This is a genomic window from Sphingobacterium sp. JB170, assembly GCF_900163865.1.
Lineage (GTDB): Bacteria > Bacteroidota > Bacteroidia > Sphingobacteriales > Sphingobacteriaceae > Sphingobacterium.
In genome coordinates this window covers 141,885-156,414 of the sequence record NZ_FUKU01000067.1, presented here as the reverse complement: position 1 = coordinate 156,414, position 14,530 = coordinate 141,885, and the positions used below count along the sequence as shown (strand labels likewise).

Annotated in this window: 11 protein-coding genes; 6 read left to right on the top strand and 5 right to left on the bottom strand. The window is 43.2% G+C overall.

The window, feature by feature from the left end:
• Positions 1 to 2: 2 nt before the first annotated feature.
• From FM107_RS17620 to FM107_RS17600, 5 genes are all read left to right on the top strand, one after another.
• Complete coding sequence (locus FM107_RS17620; RefSeq protein ID WP_086949791.1) at positions 3 to 914, top strand: hydroxypyruvate isomerase family protein; 912 nt, start codon at positions 3 to 5, stop codon at positions 912 to 914.
• Positions 915 to 1,002: 88 nt separating this feature from the next.
• Positions 1,003 to 2,250, top strand: coding sequence for an MFS transporter (locus FM107_RS17615; protein WP_086949790.1), 1,248 nt, complete (start codon positions 1,003 to 1,005; stop codon positions 2,248 to 2,250).
• Between the two features lie 24 nt (positions 2,251 to 2,274).
• Entirely contained in the window at positions 2,275 to 3,957 is a 1,683-nt protein-coding gene (locus tag FM107_RS17610; RefSeq protein WP_086949789.1) for a GMC oxidoreductase, read from the top strand.
• 38 nt (positions 3,958 to 3,995) lie between these two features.
• Positions 3,996 to 5,423 carry a Gfo/Idh/MocA family protein gene (locus FM107_RS17605; protein ID WP_086949788.1) on the top strand — a complete coding sequence of 476 codons (1,428 nt, stop codon included), beginning with the start codon at positions 3,996 to 3,998 and terminating at the stop codon, positions 5,421 to 5,423.
• A gap of 15 nt (positions 5,424 to 5,438) precedes the next feature.
• Positions 5,439 to 6,005, top strand: a complete 567-nt coding sequence (locus tag FM107_RS17600; protein WP_086949787.1) for a gluconate 2-dehydrogenase subunit 3 family protein — start codon at positions 5,439 to 5,441, stop codon at positions 6,003 to 6,005.
• Between the two features lie 95 nt (positions 6,006 to 6,100).
• On the opposite strand, the gene FM107_RS17595 is transcribed toward FM107_RS17600, so the two are convergent.
• Positions 6,101 to 6,820, bottom strand: a complete 720-nt coding sequence (locus tag FM107_RS17595; protein WP_086949786.1) for an acyl-[acyl-carrier-protein] thioesterase — start codon at positions 6,818 to 6,820, stop codon at positions 6,101 to 6,103.
• Between the two features lie 133 nt (positions 6,821 to 6,953).
• Here FM107_RS17595 and FM107_RS17590 point away from each other — a divergent pair, with 133 nt between their 5' ends.
• Positions 6,954 to 7,220: a hypothetical protein gene (locus tag FM107_RS17590; protein WP_086949785.1), complete on the top strand. Its 267-nt coding sequence runs from the start codon at positions 6,954 to 6,956 to the stop codon at positions 7,218 to 7,220.
• Between the two features lie 600 nt (positions 7,221 to 7,820).
• Here the strand turns inward: FM107_RS17590 and FM107_RS17585 are convergent.
• The 4 genes from FM107_RS17585 to FM107_RS17570 form a co-directional block, all read right to left on the bottom strand.
• Positions 7,821 to 9,338, bottom strand: coding sequence for an arylsulfatase (locus FM107_RS17585; protein ID WP_086949784.1), 1,518 nt, complete (start codon positions 9,336 to 9,338; stop codon positions 7,821 to 7,823).
• Between the two features lie 292 nt (positions 9,339 to 9,630).
• Positions 9,631 to 12,195 carry a BamA/TamA family outer membrane protein gene (locus tag FM107_RS17580; protein ID WP_086949837.1) on the bottom strand — a complete coding sequence of 855 codons (2,565 nt, stop codon included), beginning with the start codon at positions 12,193 to 12,195 and terminating at the stop codon, positions 9,631 to 9,633.
• 9 nt (positions 12,196 to 12,204) lie between these two features.
• Positions 12,205 to 13,227: a hypothetical protein gene (locus tag FM107_RS17575; RefSeq protein WP_143559525.1), complete on the bottom strand. Its 1,023-nt coding sequence runs from the start codon at positions 13,225 to 13,227 to the stop codon at positions 12,205 to 12,207.
• A complete protein-coding gene (locus FM107_RS17570) occupies positions 13,152 to 14,525 on the bottom strand; it encodes a hypothetical protein (RefSeq protein WP_086949782.1) in 1,374 nt (457 codons plus the stop codon). The genes FM107_RS17575 and FM107_RS17570 overlap by 76 nt, the downstream gene beginning before the upstream one ends.
• Between the last annotated feature and the right edge of the window lie 5 nt (positions 14,526 to 14,530).

Genomic DNA, 14,530 nt, shown 5'->3' with positions numbered 1-14,530 from the left:
AAATGAAAAGATCAGATTTTATAAAAAGTGGGGCCGCTCTAGTTGGAGGTACGGTTCTTTCAAGTAACAACGCGATGGCTTTTAATGCACAAACAAAACAAGGATCAACATTTCAATTAGATTATGCACCGCACCAAGGAATGTTTTCTGCAAGTGCCGGCAAGGATTTATTGGATGAAATTAAGTACATGCACGATTTAGGATTTCGTAGTTTAGAGGACAACGGAATGCCAGGTCGTTCAATCGATGAACAAACGAAAGCCGGTGAGCTTCTCGCGAAATTAAATATGCGTATGGGTGTTTTCGTAGTTCCTAAAGGAGGCAACGGGGCGAACACCCTGGCCGCGGGCAAGCAGGAGCATGTCGATATCTTTTTAAAAGGTGTTAACGAGTCGCTGGAGGTCGCTAAACGTGTAAATGCTAAATGGATCACCGTCGTACCCGGAGACTACCAGCGCAATCTGCCAATCGGCGTTCAAACAGCGAATGTAATAGAGGCGCTTAAGCGTGGAGCGGAGATATTAGAGCCGCATGGGATCACTATGGTGCTTGAGCCGCTGAGCGATACACCAAATTTATTTTTGCGTTTTACTGATCAGACTTATGAAATTTGTAAAGCCGTAGGGAGCCCATCGTGTAAAATTTTATATGATGCGTATCATCAACAAAAGAATGAAGGTAATTTAATTAATTTGATGGACCTGTGTTGGAGTGAGATTGGTTACATTCAAGTTGGTGACAATCCGGGAAGGCTAGAGCCAACAACTGGGGAGATCAATTTTAAAAATGTCTTTAAATGGTTAAAAGAAAAGGGCTATACCGGAATAATCGGTATGGAACATGGCATGTCAAAGAAAGGAGTAGAGGGAGAAAAAGCGCTCGTGGCCGCTTACAGAGAAGTGGATAATTTTTAAGCTAAAAGAATTTAGCAGCAATTTAGCTGCAATTTATTTTTGTATTATATCCAGAAGTGATATATTTATATGTTAAACCTATCGTAAAATGTCAACATCAATAAGATTTAAACTTTCTTTCATGATGTTTCTCGAATTTTTTATTTGGGGAGCATGGTTCGTAACCTTGGGAACTTTTCTTATTCAGAACCTACAAGCTTCTGAATTTGAACGTGCCAATGTGTTTTCAACGCAATCCTTGGGAGCGATTATCGCACCATTTATTATCGGTATGATTGCCGACCGCTATTTCAATGCAGAGCGCATTCTAGGAATCTTACATATTGCCGGTGCATTTTTGATGTATCAGATGTATAGTGCGACCGACATGACCGTTTTCTACCCCTATGTACTGAGCTATATGATTCTTTACATGCCAACATTGTCTTTGGCGAATTCGATTTCCTTTAGGCAGCTCGCAAACCCTGAAAAGCAATTCTCCGCGATTCGGGTGTGGGGTACAATAGGATGGATTGCCGCTGGATTAGCAATTAGCTTTATGTTTCAATGGGATTCAGCTGAAAACGCAGCAGGTGGTGCACTTAAGAATACGTTTCTTATGGCCGGAATTGCATCCTTAATACTCGGGTTGTTCTCATTTATATTGCCGAAGACACCGCCGGTGAAATCTAAAGAGGGTGATGAAAAACCATCTTTTGCATCCATTATTGGTCTGGACGCGATAAAATTATTGAAGGATAAGAACTTCTTGGTATTCTTTATTTCCTCGATATTAATCTGCATTCCCTTAGCATTTTATTATGCCAATGCCAATCCGTTCTTGTCGGAGATAGGGCTCGCTAATCCAACAGCTAAGATGACTATCGGACAGATGTCTGAAGCTGCGTTCCTCTTGTTATTACCACTATTCTTTACCAAATTTGGGTTTAAGAAAACAATCCTAATCGGGATGGTAGCTTGGGTCGTACGCTACTTATTGTTCGCATACGGAAATGCAGGTGACTTATCGTTTATGCTGATCATCGGTATTGCGCTGCATGGTATCTGTTATGACTTTTTCTTTGTGTCGGGGCAAATTTATACCGATAGTAAAGCTGGCGTTAAGTATAAGAATGCAGCACAGGGGCTTATCACATTAGCAACTTACGGTGTAGGTCAGCTAATTGGATTCTGGGTTGCTGGTTTTGTTGGAGAGCAATACCAAGACCTTAAAGCAACAGATGTCGCTGGATTTTGGCAACATACATGGGTAGTACCTGCGGGAATTGCCTTCATCGTGATGATTATATTCCTTGTGTTATTCAAGGACGAAAAAGTAGAGAGCAAAACAGTATAATTAAACAAACTAATAAGAAGAGATATGGCAGATAATGTTTATGACGCGATCGTAATTGGATCCGGAATAAGTGGTGGTTGGGCAGCCAAAGAATTAACTGAAAAAGGGCTGAAGACAATTATGTTGGAGCGTGGTCGCAATGTCGAGCATGTGAAAGACTATCACGCAAATAAGAACACTTGGGAATACCCGCATCGCGGTGGTAGAACCAAACAAATGGAAGAAGATTATCCGGTATTGAAACGTGATTATCCATTAAACGAGAAGAACTTAGATTTCTGGGTGAATGAACAGGAAAGTCCATATACCGAGGTAAAAAGATTTGACTGGTTTCGCGGATATCATGTCGGCGGTCGTTCATTAATGTGGGGACGCCAAAGTTACCGCTTGTCGGATTTTGATTTTGGGGCAAACTTAAAGGATGGTCATGGAACCGACTGGCCGATTCGATATAAAGATATCGATTCGTGGTATAGCTATGCCGAGAAATGGGCAGGTATTTCGGGAAATAGAGATGGGTTAGACGTTCTTCCTGATGGGGATTTTCAACCAGCAATGGATTTTAATATTGTTGAGAAGGACCTCGCTGACCGTTTGAAGAAGGAATACGGAGGTAAACGTCACTTTATTATGGGACGTACAGCGAATATTACTAAACCACACACGGGACGTATCAACTGTCAATATCAAAATCAATGTTGGTTGGGTTGTAACTTTGGTGGATATTTTAGTACGCAGTCCTCGACGTTGCCGCCAGCGGTGGCTACAGGAAACTTGACGTTACGCCCGTTTTCTATCGTTACGAAAATAATTTACGATAAGGATACCCAAAAAGCAAAAGGCGTAGAGATCGTTGATGCTGAAACAGGACAAACGTATGAGTTTTTTGCGAAAGTTGTATTTGTTTGTGCTTCAGCATTTAACTCGACCTGGGTGTTAATGAATTCGGCTACTGACGTATGGGAAGGTGGTTTAGGAAGTAGCTCTGGTGAATTAGGTCATAATGCAATGGATCACCATTTCCGCTGTGGAGCAGGTGGTACGGTCGAGGGGTATGAAGACAAATATGTCTTTGGTCGCCGTCCAACAGGACTTTATGTGCCGCGTTTCCAAAATATCCCTGGAGATGATAAAAAACGCGACTATGTACGTGGATTTGGCTATCAAGGCGCCGCTAGTCGAGGCCGTTGGTCCGGAGAGGTTGCTGAGATGAGTGTTGGCGGCGATTGGAAAGATGCGATGTTGGAACCGGGTGATTGGTCCGTAGGGTTTACCGCATTTGGCGAGATACTTCCATATCACGAAAACAGAATCTTCTTAGATAAAGACAAGAAGGACAAGTGGGGTCTCCCTGTGCTATCTATGGACATGGAAATCAAAGACAATGAGAAGAAAATGCGTGGTGACATGCAGAACGAAATGAAGGAAATGCTCGAGAAAATAGGTGTCAAAGATGTATACACTTACGATAACGAGTATCATTTTGGTATGGGTATACACGAAATGGGTACTGCACGTATGGGAACAGATCCGAAAAATTCCGTTCTTAACAAACATAACCAGGTGTGGGATGCGAAGAATGTATTTGTAACCGATGGGGCTGCAATGGCTTCAGCAGCCTGCGTGAACCCATCGTTGACGTATATGGCGCTTACAGCACGGGCGGTTGATTTTGCAGTAAGTGAGCTTAAAAAGGGTAACTTATAAACAATCATTTAAAAACACAAAACATAAACTAAAAAAGAATGGAAGAGAATAAGAATTCACGTAGGGAATTTATAAAAGGCGCGGCGTTAGCGGCAGCCGGTTTTATGATTGTTCCTCGTCATGTACTAGGTGGTGCTGGTTTTATCGCCCCCAGCGACAAATTAGTAATTGCCGGTATCGGTGCGGGTGGAAAAGGACAGAGTGACATTGCTAACTTTTACAAAAGCGGAAAAGCGGAAATAGCTTACCTTTGTGATGTAGATGATCGTCGCGCAGCTACTTCTGTAAAGAATTTTCCTAAAGCAAAATATTACAAAGACTATCGTGAAATGCTCGATAAAGAGCATAAACATATCGATGCGGTTTCTATTTCTACACCGGATCATAACCACGCTATTCAAAGTGTGGCTGCAATTCAGCTTGATAAGCACGTGTACGTTCAAAAACCACTTGCGCATGATGTATGGGAAGCACGTGTTTTAACGGATTTAGCGAAAAAACATAAAGTCGTAACGCAGATGGGAAACCAAGGTTCTTCGAACGATGGTCCTCGCGAAATTAAAGAGTGGGTCGAAGCGGGTTTAATTGGCGACGTACATACAGTATATTGCTGGACTGACAGACCTGTATGGCCTTCAGGTATCGCTTGGCCGAAAGAAACAGCTCCCGTGCCAAAAGAGCTTGATTGGGATCTATGGTTAGGTACTGCTCCGCGCAAAGACTATATTGAGAAATTAGTGCCATTCAACTGGAGAGGCTGGTGGGATTACGGTACCGGTGCGTTAGGCGATATGGGGTGCCATTTACTAGAAGTTCCTTTTAGCGTATTAGGCTTACAATATGTGCAGGATGTACAGGCTACGGTAGGAACGGTTTACGTGGATGAATTCAAACGTGGATACAACCCAGAGAGCTGCCCGCCGTCAAGCCACGTAACGATGACTTTCCCTAAAACGCCGAAGACTACAGGTCCTGTAACTTTACACTGGATGGATGGTGGTATTCAACCGACGCGTCCAGATGAATTAGGTCCAAATGAAATCTTTGGTGATGGTGGAAACGGTATTTTGCTGATTGGTAGCAAAGGTAAAATTCTTGCTGATACATACGGAGAGAATGCACGTTTGTTGCCGACTTCTAGAAAAGAACAAGTGGAGCAGAAATATGACCGCGTTCCAGGTAAGTCCGAAGGACATTATGGACAGTGGGTTGAGGCATGTCTTGCAGGGTACGGTAACAAAGAGGTTAGTGCACCATTTGAAATCTCGGGACCACTAACTGAAGCATTGCTAATGGCGAACTTAGCAATTCGTGGCGCGGATCTTCGTATTGATGGAAACTATCCTGGTAGAAATTTAAAACTACTTTGGGACAACAACCAGATGAAAGTAACGAACTTTGATGTTGTAAACCAGTTCGTGAAAAGAGAATACCCACAAGGTTGGGATGTTAAATATAGTTTATAACAAAAGAAATTAACGATGAACAGAAGAGAAGCAATTCAACGTGTAGCGATGTTGATCGGAGGTTCGGTAGTTGGTGCTAATCTATTTCTAGAAGGGTGTACACGCCCGGCTAGCAAGGATGTGGCGACACTGTTTGAAGCCGATTCAACAAACTTTTTAGGTGATCTAGCGGAAGCTATTTTACCTAAGACATCGACTCCTGGCGCGAAAGAGGCTGGGGTAGGTGAGTTTATTCCCGTAATGATTCGCGACTGTTACGATAAAGTTGATCAAGATGCGTTCTTAAAAGGGCTATCCGAAGTTGACGATCGTGCGAACAAAGATTTTGGTAAAAAATTCCAAGAGCTTTCCAAGGAAGAACAACTACAGTTTGTAAATACATACGATAAAGAAGCTGGCGAATATCAAAAAGCGCGGAAAGAGGGTGATGCAAATCATTTTTTCCACTTGTTGAAACAATTAACGTTGACTGGTTTCTTTACCTCGGAAGTAGGAATGACCCAAGCCTTACGGTATGTTAAAATTCCGGGGAAATTTGACGGAAACTACCCGTATAAAAAAGGCGAGAGAGCGTTCGCATAAGCGTTTGCTTTTTGTATCTAAAAGGCCAGTTCACCTATTGGAAGCTGGCCTTTTTGCTTTTGGTAGTCATTATTTGCGGGGCGTAGATGATGCAATTAGGACAGCTCCATCGTGAATATCGATTTATCTTCGCGCTTAATAACGAAATTGACTCGCCCGGCCCGCATCAGGGTATGCACAGTGACCGATTGACCGAGTTTTAATTCTTTAAGGTAATTGATGTCAATGAATTTGAAAGGCTGCTGGAGCACGACCTCTGGAGGTAGACAGTCCAAGCACCAATCGGTGTATTTTACGTTATTGACGTGATTGACGATATCTAAATCGGAGAGTTTAGGTACATAATCGCTTCGCATATCGAATTCTTTTGCCATTTCGATCCGTTTGAAAGGATTCTTTGTGGCTGTTTTCTCCGGCAAGATGATTGCCGGATCGACTTCGATGGCTAAATGTTCTGATTTGCGCTCTTTGGTATTAAAGACAGCCCAAAAACTGCTCGCTGCTGCGATTATAACATCACCCTTAAGTACTTCAAAGTTCCGTACCGAGCGATTTCCCTTAAAGTCTTGAATCCACGTTTTAATTGTTATTTCTTCGAGAAACTGGGGCAATTTCACTATTTCTATGCGCACCCTACTCAGGACCCACGATTGTGATTTTTTAGCCATTTCTCGGTAGCCAAAGCCCAGCTCTTCGGCATGCTCGGAAGCAGTGAGCTGCAGCAAATTACTGAGTTCACTGTATTTTAATAAGCCGTTCGCGTAACACTGCGTAAAGTTTATTTTGTAGCGACTTGAAAAAATTGGTGACTCCATAGGGTAAATGTCCTAAATTTGCAATAATGTAATGAATTTGGTGTTATATATAAAACAAAGATTGCTATTTTTTATCTTTAACCACAAATTTGTGGAATTTAGATATTGGTTAGATTATAATTTTTAAATAAATATGGTAGGTCAGATTATTGAAAAGGAGCATATAAATGAATACAGGATTATTCCCGCGGATGAAGATAAGTCTATTTCATTACGTGAGAAATTGCTTTCTGCTCAACGATTAGGAAACGAATTTAAGTCTAAAACAACTATCGTATTTCAGACCGAGGACGGACCAAAACGTATTGAGACAACGGTTTGGTCATTGACCGAGCAATATGTCCAAATAAAAAGCGGCGTTTTGATTCCCTTAAAGTCGATCGTTGAAGTAGAACTATAAATATAAACAATGAAGGGGAGGAGCGAGCCTGATTTTAACGATAGCCGGCTAATATGTTCCGTATCTGGTGATTGAAATGTAGGGACCGTGTCAAATAGGGAACGCCTCTTAGATATTCGCGAATGGTATGTCGATTGTTCAACCCTCTAAAAGCTTACCATTTTTATACGATCGATAGTGGTGCCCACAATATTTTCTAGTTTTCTACGGAGCAGAAAACGGGAGGTTCCGTCGGGATCGATGCTTAAGATTTCAGGGGAGGGGAAATAACGAGACAACTTATGCGATAAACTGTTTTCTCACGTCCTTTTCTAAAATTCACCTTCAACTTCTAGTTTTTCGATCTGCGAATGCAGCTTCTTTTCTGCTGCGTTTTTTAAGAAACAGTTTTATTGGATAGAAATGCCGACTCGGCATTGGCTCGAAATTCTTCTGTCCACGTATTAACCTATGTGCAATTTAGCCCATGCCCGGAGCCAGCTCCCTCCAATTAGTAACTTTTGCTTTGAAGGTAGGTGTAATGTATCTGGGGTCTTTTTCATTTGTAAACTATTAAGGCCAACGTTGAAGTAATTCTGCGAAACGGAGCGCCGTATTATACTACTTTTTCAATTTTTCATTTTCTAATATTTCTTGGAGCTCTTTGGCTATCTCTGGGTGCTCATTGATTATGTTTTTTGTTTCTCCTATATCATGCTGTAGGTTGTATAGCTGCGGCTGCGTGCTGTTTCCAAGTTCAATATCCGTAAGCTTGTTGTAGGCAGGTCTATGGCTTGGTTCTATATATTTCCAGTCATCCTTAAGGATGGCTAAACAACCTGCATGCTCGATCAAATAAGGGCGACCGATTTCGGCCGCTCCAAAAAGGGAAGTGGCCAGCGGATGACTGTCGCGAGCATCCGCTGGGCTGGGCAGGTTGAGGAGTTGCGCAACTGATGCGAGGATGTCAATTTGGGAAACGAGAATGTCGGAAGTTTTATTTTTAGGAATTTGAGGACCGGAAATGACAAGTGGAACGCGTGTGCCCGCTTCGAAAATACTGTACTTCCCTCCGCGTAGCGGACCGGACTGTTTATGGACGTTCTTGAATTTTGCAGCGCCGTCGAGGTAACCATCATCCAAAACGGGGCCATTATCGCTGCTGAAAATGATGATCGTATTTTCCGCTATGCCTAGCGTTTCTAATTTGTCTAGAATTTGCCCTACAGTCCAATCCAATTGTAGGATTGCATCGCCTCTATAGCCTAAATCACTTTTTCCTTTAAACAACGTCGAGGGCATTCGAGGGACGTGTGGTTCTGTCATAGAGAAAAATAGGAAGAAAGGATCTTCTTTGCTTTCTTCCAAGAAATTTTTGGCGACCGTTAAGAATGTGGGAGTGATTTCCTCATCTACCCACCGCGCCTGGAGACCACCGGTCATAAATCCTATACGGCCAATACCGTTGATGATTGTATTGTTGTGTCCGTGGTTTGGTGATGCCTGCATTTTAAGTAATTCGGGGTTTTCTTCCCCTGTTGGTTCCTGGCCAATCTTCTTTTGGTAATCCACCATGATAGGATCCTGCGCCTCTAGGCCAATAACGGAGTGATTTTCAAGAAATACCGTAGGGACCCGGTCCGCGGTAGCGGGAAATATAAACGAATAATCGAAACCTACTTCATTAGGGCCAGGACGTATTGGCTGATTCCAGTTTTTGGTCACCGAACCTCCCAAGCCCAGGTGCCATTTACCGACGATTGCCGTTTTGTACCCAGCCTGTTTAAACACCTTTGGTAGCGTGACTTTATCTGTGGGCACAATTAATTTAGCATCGCCGGCAAGCACGCCCGTCCCTTGCTTACGCCATGGGTATATGCCGGTCATTAAAGCATAACGGGAGGGAGTACATGTCGCAGATGTACTATGGGCGTTCGTATATTTCGTTCCGTTTTGTGTCAATTTATCGATGTGGCGCGTTGCGATTTCTGTTGCCCCGTAGCTACTGAGATCACCGTAACCCAGGTCATCGCAATAAATTAGTACTACGTTTGGTTTTTCCTGCCCAAAAAGGACACTCGTCATCGCAGTTAATAACACCGCGACAAATAAGATCCGGCATGTGGTTGATTTCGTCATTGATAATAATACTAGATGTCGATTTGTATTACTGAAGATACTTAAAAGAATTATAATCGTTGCACACGACGTTCATATCTCTCCAATGCGCGCGTTAGCCAATAGCGATGTAATGCTTTCTCCTTTTTTGTTTAAAGGACTTGAAGACCGGTTAACGGTATAACTTTCGCACTGTTTGTCGGTTGGGCGGCCGTTTTAAGAAATTCTTAGGACACCTATTTCTAGACCACTAAACAAACAGGTTAAGAGGTCTAAAACACCGCTTTATCTACGTGCTGCACGATGGTAGCGATTAGAATGCTAGCCCTACACTAATATAAGGTAAGGTCGCTTCTTTACTAAAGCCAACCAGTCCTTGAATTGTTAATAAGTCTCCCGGCATAAAGTAGAGTCCACCGCCGTAACCCATATGCCAGTTGTTGGCAGATTCGCCAGTCATCCACACACGGCCTACATCATAAAACCCGATTGCCCCAAGTGTTCCGGGGAGAAGGTAGGAAGCATAGCTGAGCATCTTTACACGAAGCTCTAGGTTGTTATATAACGCCGTTTTGCCGGTGAACCGTTGCGAGTTAAATCCTCGCAAGCTCTGCTCCCCACCAATTTGTGCATGTTGAAAAAAATAGGGATCGCCCCAGACGGTTTCAAAACCGGTCCGGTTGGCCAGTGTCATCCCTTCATTTGCAATCGACTTGTAGAAACTAAAGGATGACTGTAAAGAAGTGTGCTGCTGTTGCTGTCCCCCGAGCTCCGAATTCCAATTCAATCTAGTAGTCCACCATATTCCCTTTTTAGCATTTGCGACATGATCTCTGCTATCGTATTCTCCTCCCACGCTTATTCCGGTGAAGAATTTATCACCATAGGGTTGTTCATCGGGACTCTGCGTGTACCACTCCTCGAAAAATCGGCCTAGGTTATTCTCCCTTCTACTGGTGTAAAACTGAGCGGATGATCCGTAATATATTTTCCAATGATCGCTAAAATTATTTTCTAACAATATATCCGCATCAACCAGATCATAACGATTACGGTAAAATCCGATCCCTTTCTCGCTCTTTTCATAAATGGTTTTATTACCGTATCCAAAAAAATTACTCAGGTTCTTGGGGCCTAATGAGGAGAGGTTGATTGTTAGGTCATGTGATCCGATGAGCTCCTTAAAAATACCCGAATAGCTAAATATAAATGATTCGCGCCTAGTGAGATAGCTTGCTATAAATTCGTGACGGTACGCAAAGGGCGTTTTACGGAATCCTTGGTTCTCGATCAGGTAGCCTAAACCGAAAATTAGTCCGCGATCGATTCCATAACTGAGGTTGAGTAACGTCCCTTTCCGGTCGTAGACGAAGCTGTCATACTGGTAATCATGTACCGCGCTATCTTTTTTTAGTTGCATGCGTACGTGGGCAAGATCATTCCATGAGTTCGCGGCGGTGTCCTTATTTTCGTAAAGCCATACCTTACGTCGGTTTTGAAAGTTCTCAGTGCTGGCATACTGGTCGTATTCACTTCCGCCGATCACGCGCAGTTTGATCGGTGATTTGCCCGTGCCTTCCAAGCTATACACATCCTGACCGGCGATTCCGTATACACGGACTTCCTCGGTCTCTTGGGGAAGAAAAGTCCGCTCGAAGAGTAAGCGTCCTTCGGTACCGTCCTTTTTTTTGTTATGGACATTTAGCGTTATGCGCCCGTCATTTTGGTAGTGGATATTTGCGAACTCATTCTTTCCCGAGAACGGTATATCCACAATGCGCGCTAGGGACGCATAGTAACTCAGTGATGTTTCCATCAGGCCATCCCGCCGGGCGCGTATATTAGTGGTCAACTCCGGTGCACTCAGCGCGACAATCGTATCCGGCATCTGCCGCATAGCGAAATCGATCAAGGAGTCCGTCAATGTATTCTGTATCAAGGTAACCTCTTGCTGCCAGTCATCTTTGCTTAACCTGTTTAAGAAAAAACGATCGAAATTCCGAGCGTTGAAGTTCCAATGGGCGACATTTCTAATTTTCGGACCGAATGGCTGTACATTTGCTTTAAGCCATTGGTAGGAGAGCAAAACAGGAAACACGCCGGAGGTCTTGTAGTACACTTTATCACGATCACGCGGCACAGGCGTATAAATTTTATTGCCTTTTTCTTTACGAGGTTCCCAGCGCCAATTATCTTCATGGCGGTCCCAATCACCTAGGACGAAATCAAGTAAGCGGGCGCGCAGCGTCAATTTTTGCTCGGCCCATTTATCATTATCCTCCACGAGTTTCCGAATAACCTTGAGCGTATTGTCGGTGTCGCTTTCTTGATCGGGCATGCGCGGTTCAAACATATAAGACCTATTTTTAAAGAGCTCTCTATATTCGCCGAGTCCGGGATCGTCCCCTACATACACCAGTTGAGGAGCAGCGTGGGGAAGATTTAGCTTTTCGTTAAATGGAGGGACGGTTAATGCACCAAAGGGATGTGCAATAGATATCTGATCCTGAACGATGTCTTTTGCAATTGTTTTACGAAGGCTTTCGGGCAGGCTGCGTTCAGGAAATTTTTGGATAGAGCGCAGCACCCATTCTCGTCCGGTACTGTCCACCAAGCGTAAGGATTGCGTCTGCATGCCGCCACCGAGCTTTACCACTTTGAGGCCACCTTTTTCTTTACCGAGCTCCATGACCCGTATCTTTACCGGAGTGCTGTAGAGCTGCCTGTAACTGTCACCAAGCCAAAACCGATGCACCATACCGACGTCATCGTATTGCGGCGCGACAGCGACTGTTACACTGTCGGGCGTCTGAGAATAGCTTAACCAGGAGAGTGCTGTAAAGCAGGAAGTTAATAAAGATATTTTCCCTAAAGCCATACGCATTGATTAAGTTAAAGTTTCAATTTGATCTAAAAGAACCTCAGCCCGCACTGCTCGCAGGTCGCTCACGCCTTTTATCTCCTCGAGTGTGGAAAAGCTAAAATCTGTTTTCACGTACCCTTCTGCTGCGACCTGAGAAAGGAGCTTCGTTATTTCTTCCTCCAGCACGCTTCCTTGAAATACAATTGCTATTGTGTTGGGGGACACTAAACGTTCGCCACTGGTTTTTATGCGGGCTTTATCTATTCTTTTCTTCACCATTTGATAGCGGATGTTATATCCACCCTCAACATCAAAGCGGCGTTCATCTTCTCGAAAACTGATATCGATCGGTGAGCCGTGTACAAACATCAACAATGTAACTTGCATGTGTATCGGCAGTGTCTCTGCTTCCCGTGCTGCACGTCTAGCGATGCGTGCCATTGAGATAATCTGTTGTTTTCGGATTTCATGAAGAAATGACGTATTGTACTTTTGGGTCGGTGTAATCGATTGCCCGACATACATATCGTATTCAATTCCATCTGAACGGAACAGTTCAAAATAGGATGGGAAAATTTCCTGTACAGTAGCATTGAAAAATTGCACTTCTTCTTTTATCAATCTATTGAGCTGCTGCAGCGACAACTCGAATCTATCGCTGTGTTTGCCCTGTAATTTTTTTACGATGGCTAGGAAGTTGTCTATTTCATCGGTGAGTTCGTTGTTGTCGGATTTTAATTCTTCTAGGTGGACATGTAATTCTTCGTTTAGAAAGACATATGTATCCAACAGATAGCGTTCATAAGCAGGGCCTTCTAACCAGTGTCTGATGGTTGTGGACTTTTTTGCGAGTTGATTTATCTTTTTGTTTCTCTTCTGGGAAGATAGGCGTTCTAAGAACTTGTCCAAGAGCGTTACTTTGGCGATGTTATCGTTACGGTAAATGTCGTTTCGCAGCTCGGTGGAACCCTTCACGTCAATGGCACCGTAGATGGGGTAGACCTTTTCGAACTTAACCTTCCCGATAGACGTGGCGGTCGTAGCCATGCAGGAGTAAGGTGATTTGCAGCCACTTCATTAAAGCGCCATTGTACTGCTGGGTTTAGCGCCGTAAAGTTGTCGAGTATGACGCGCTCTAGTTCCGTCTTGAAAACCGCGAGTATTTCTGCGGTGAGATGGGTCAATAGTGGTAAATATTCATGCCACATCAATAGACTTTTCTTACCTAAAAGGTCTGGAATGATGCTGTATAGTTCTAAGAAACCGACTAAATCCTTGCGGTGACGCAGCGGAATACAAATATAAGAGGCTAAGCGTTTACGTTCAATAATTTTGCGAAATACCGGATGCTCGGTGTCAAGCGATGTCTCTACGCCAGAGATGATGGGAAAAGGGTTTTCTAAGTAAGCCGTTATATCTTGATCTAAATCACCGGTCTTTAACTTTTTTTGAATCTCGCGAAAAAATATACTGTTGATATCACACCCTGTGGAGGCTATTGGATAACCGTTTAATTTGCCTAATGGTAACAGTGAACAGGTTATTTTCGAGTTCTGCGTAATATCGGAAAGGGCTTTATGCAATTTATCGAAAAATATTTCCGGATCGGTATCCGATAGTTCTGTCGTCAGCGTGCGCAACCTTTCTGCATTATAGGCCTGTGTTTTGTCTTGGAATTTCAGTAATGTAAATCCGGTGAATTCAAATTTTTTAGGGTCTAATACTTCGAAAATTGGTTCTAGATCTTCGGGCGAATACTCTTCTTTATCCCGCAGCGAAGCCAGATTGATAATCGGAAGCTCACTAACCCGAGTGATGTCGACGAAGGTAAAGTCGATGGATAATTCATAAAAATAAGTTACTTGATCCTTGGTCACCGTGTAGGTTAGTATTTTGTTACGATTAGGTACTCCATAAAAACGTTCCAAAATAACACTATATAAGAGTTGTTTAATTGGTGTAACGTTTTTATTCTTTGTTTTGGGTACAAGCTGGGTGTTATAATCAAAAAGGCCATAGAAGTCTTCTGTTCCATAGAATACCTCTTGCGGAACTGGATAACCCAGTGCCCAAATCCCTTTCTCCTCTACGCGTAATCCATTCTCGAATAAGTAAATCATTTCAAACACCTCTTTGTAGGATGCTAGATTATCTTGATTTAAGCTCGAGAATGCCTCTTCCGTCTCTTGGATCAATTCCAGAACCGATTGTGGAAGACGTTTTAGTTTCTCGCCATTCTTTAAAAGGATCTTCTGCAGGAAAGAAATCAAGGGGGTAAGGTCAAGGTTTCCTGTTCCGTACGTGTTCTCCTCTAAACTCTTTACTTTGATACTTTGCAACAACATGTGTT

Coding starts and splice junctions, on each gene's coding strand:
- FM107_RS17575 (WP_143559525.1), bottom strand. CDS start 13,227: ATGGCTACGACCGCCACGTCTATCGGGAAGGTTAAGTTCGAAAAGGTC.
- FM107_RS17605 (WP_086949788.1), top strand. CDS start 3,996: ATGGAAGAGAATAAGAATTCACGTAGGGAATTTATAAAAGGCGCGGCG.
- FM107_RS17615 (WP_086949790.1), top strand. CDS start 1,003: ATGTCAACATCAATAAGATTTAAACTTTCTTTCATGATGTTTCTCGAA.
- FM107_RS17570 (WP_086949782.1), bottom strand. CDS start 14,525: ATGTTGTTGCAAAGTATCAAAGTAAAGAGTTTAGAGGAGAACACGTAC.
- FM107_RS17620 (WP_086949791.1), top strand. CDS start 3: ATGAAAAGATCAGATTTTATAAAAAGTGGGGCCGCTCTAGTTGGAGGT.
- FM107_RS17580 (WP_086949837.1), bottom strand. CDS start 12,195: ATGGCTTTAGGGAAAATATCTTTATTAACTTCCTGCTTTACAGCACTC.
- FM107_RS17610 (WP_086949789.1), top strand. CDS start 2,275: ATGGCAGATAATGTTTATGACGCGATCGTAATTGGATCCGGAATAAGT.
- FM107_RS17590 (WP_086949785.1), top strand. CDS start 6,954: ATGGTAGGTCAGATTATTGAAAAGGAGCATATAAATGAATACAGGATT.
- FM107_RS17585 (WP_086949784.1), bottom strand. CDS start 9,338: ATGACGAAATCAACCACATGCCGGATCTTATTTGTCGCGGTGTTATTA.
- FM107_RS17595 (WP_086949786.1), bottom strand. CDS start 6,820: ATGGAGTCACCAATTTTTTCAAGTCGCTACAAAATAAACTTTACGCAG.
- FM107_RS17600 (WP_086949787.1), top strand. CDS start 5,439: ATGAACAGAAGAGAAGCAATTCAACGTGTAGCGATGTTGATCGGAGGT.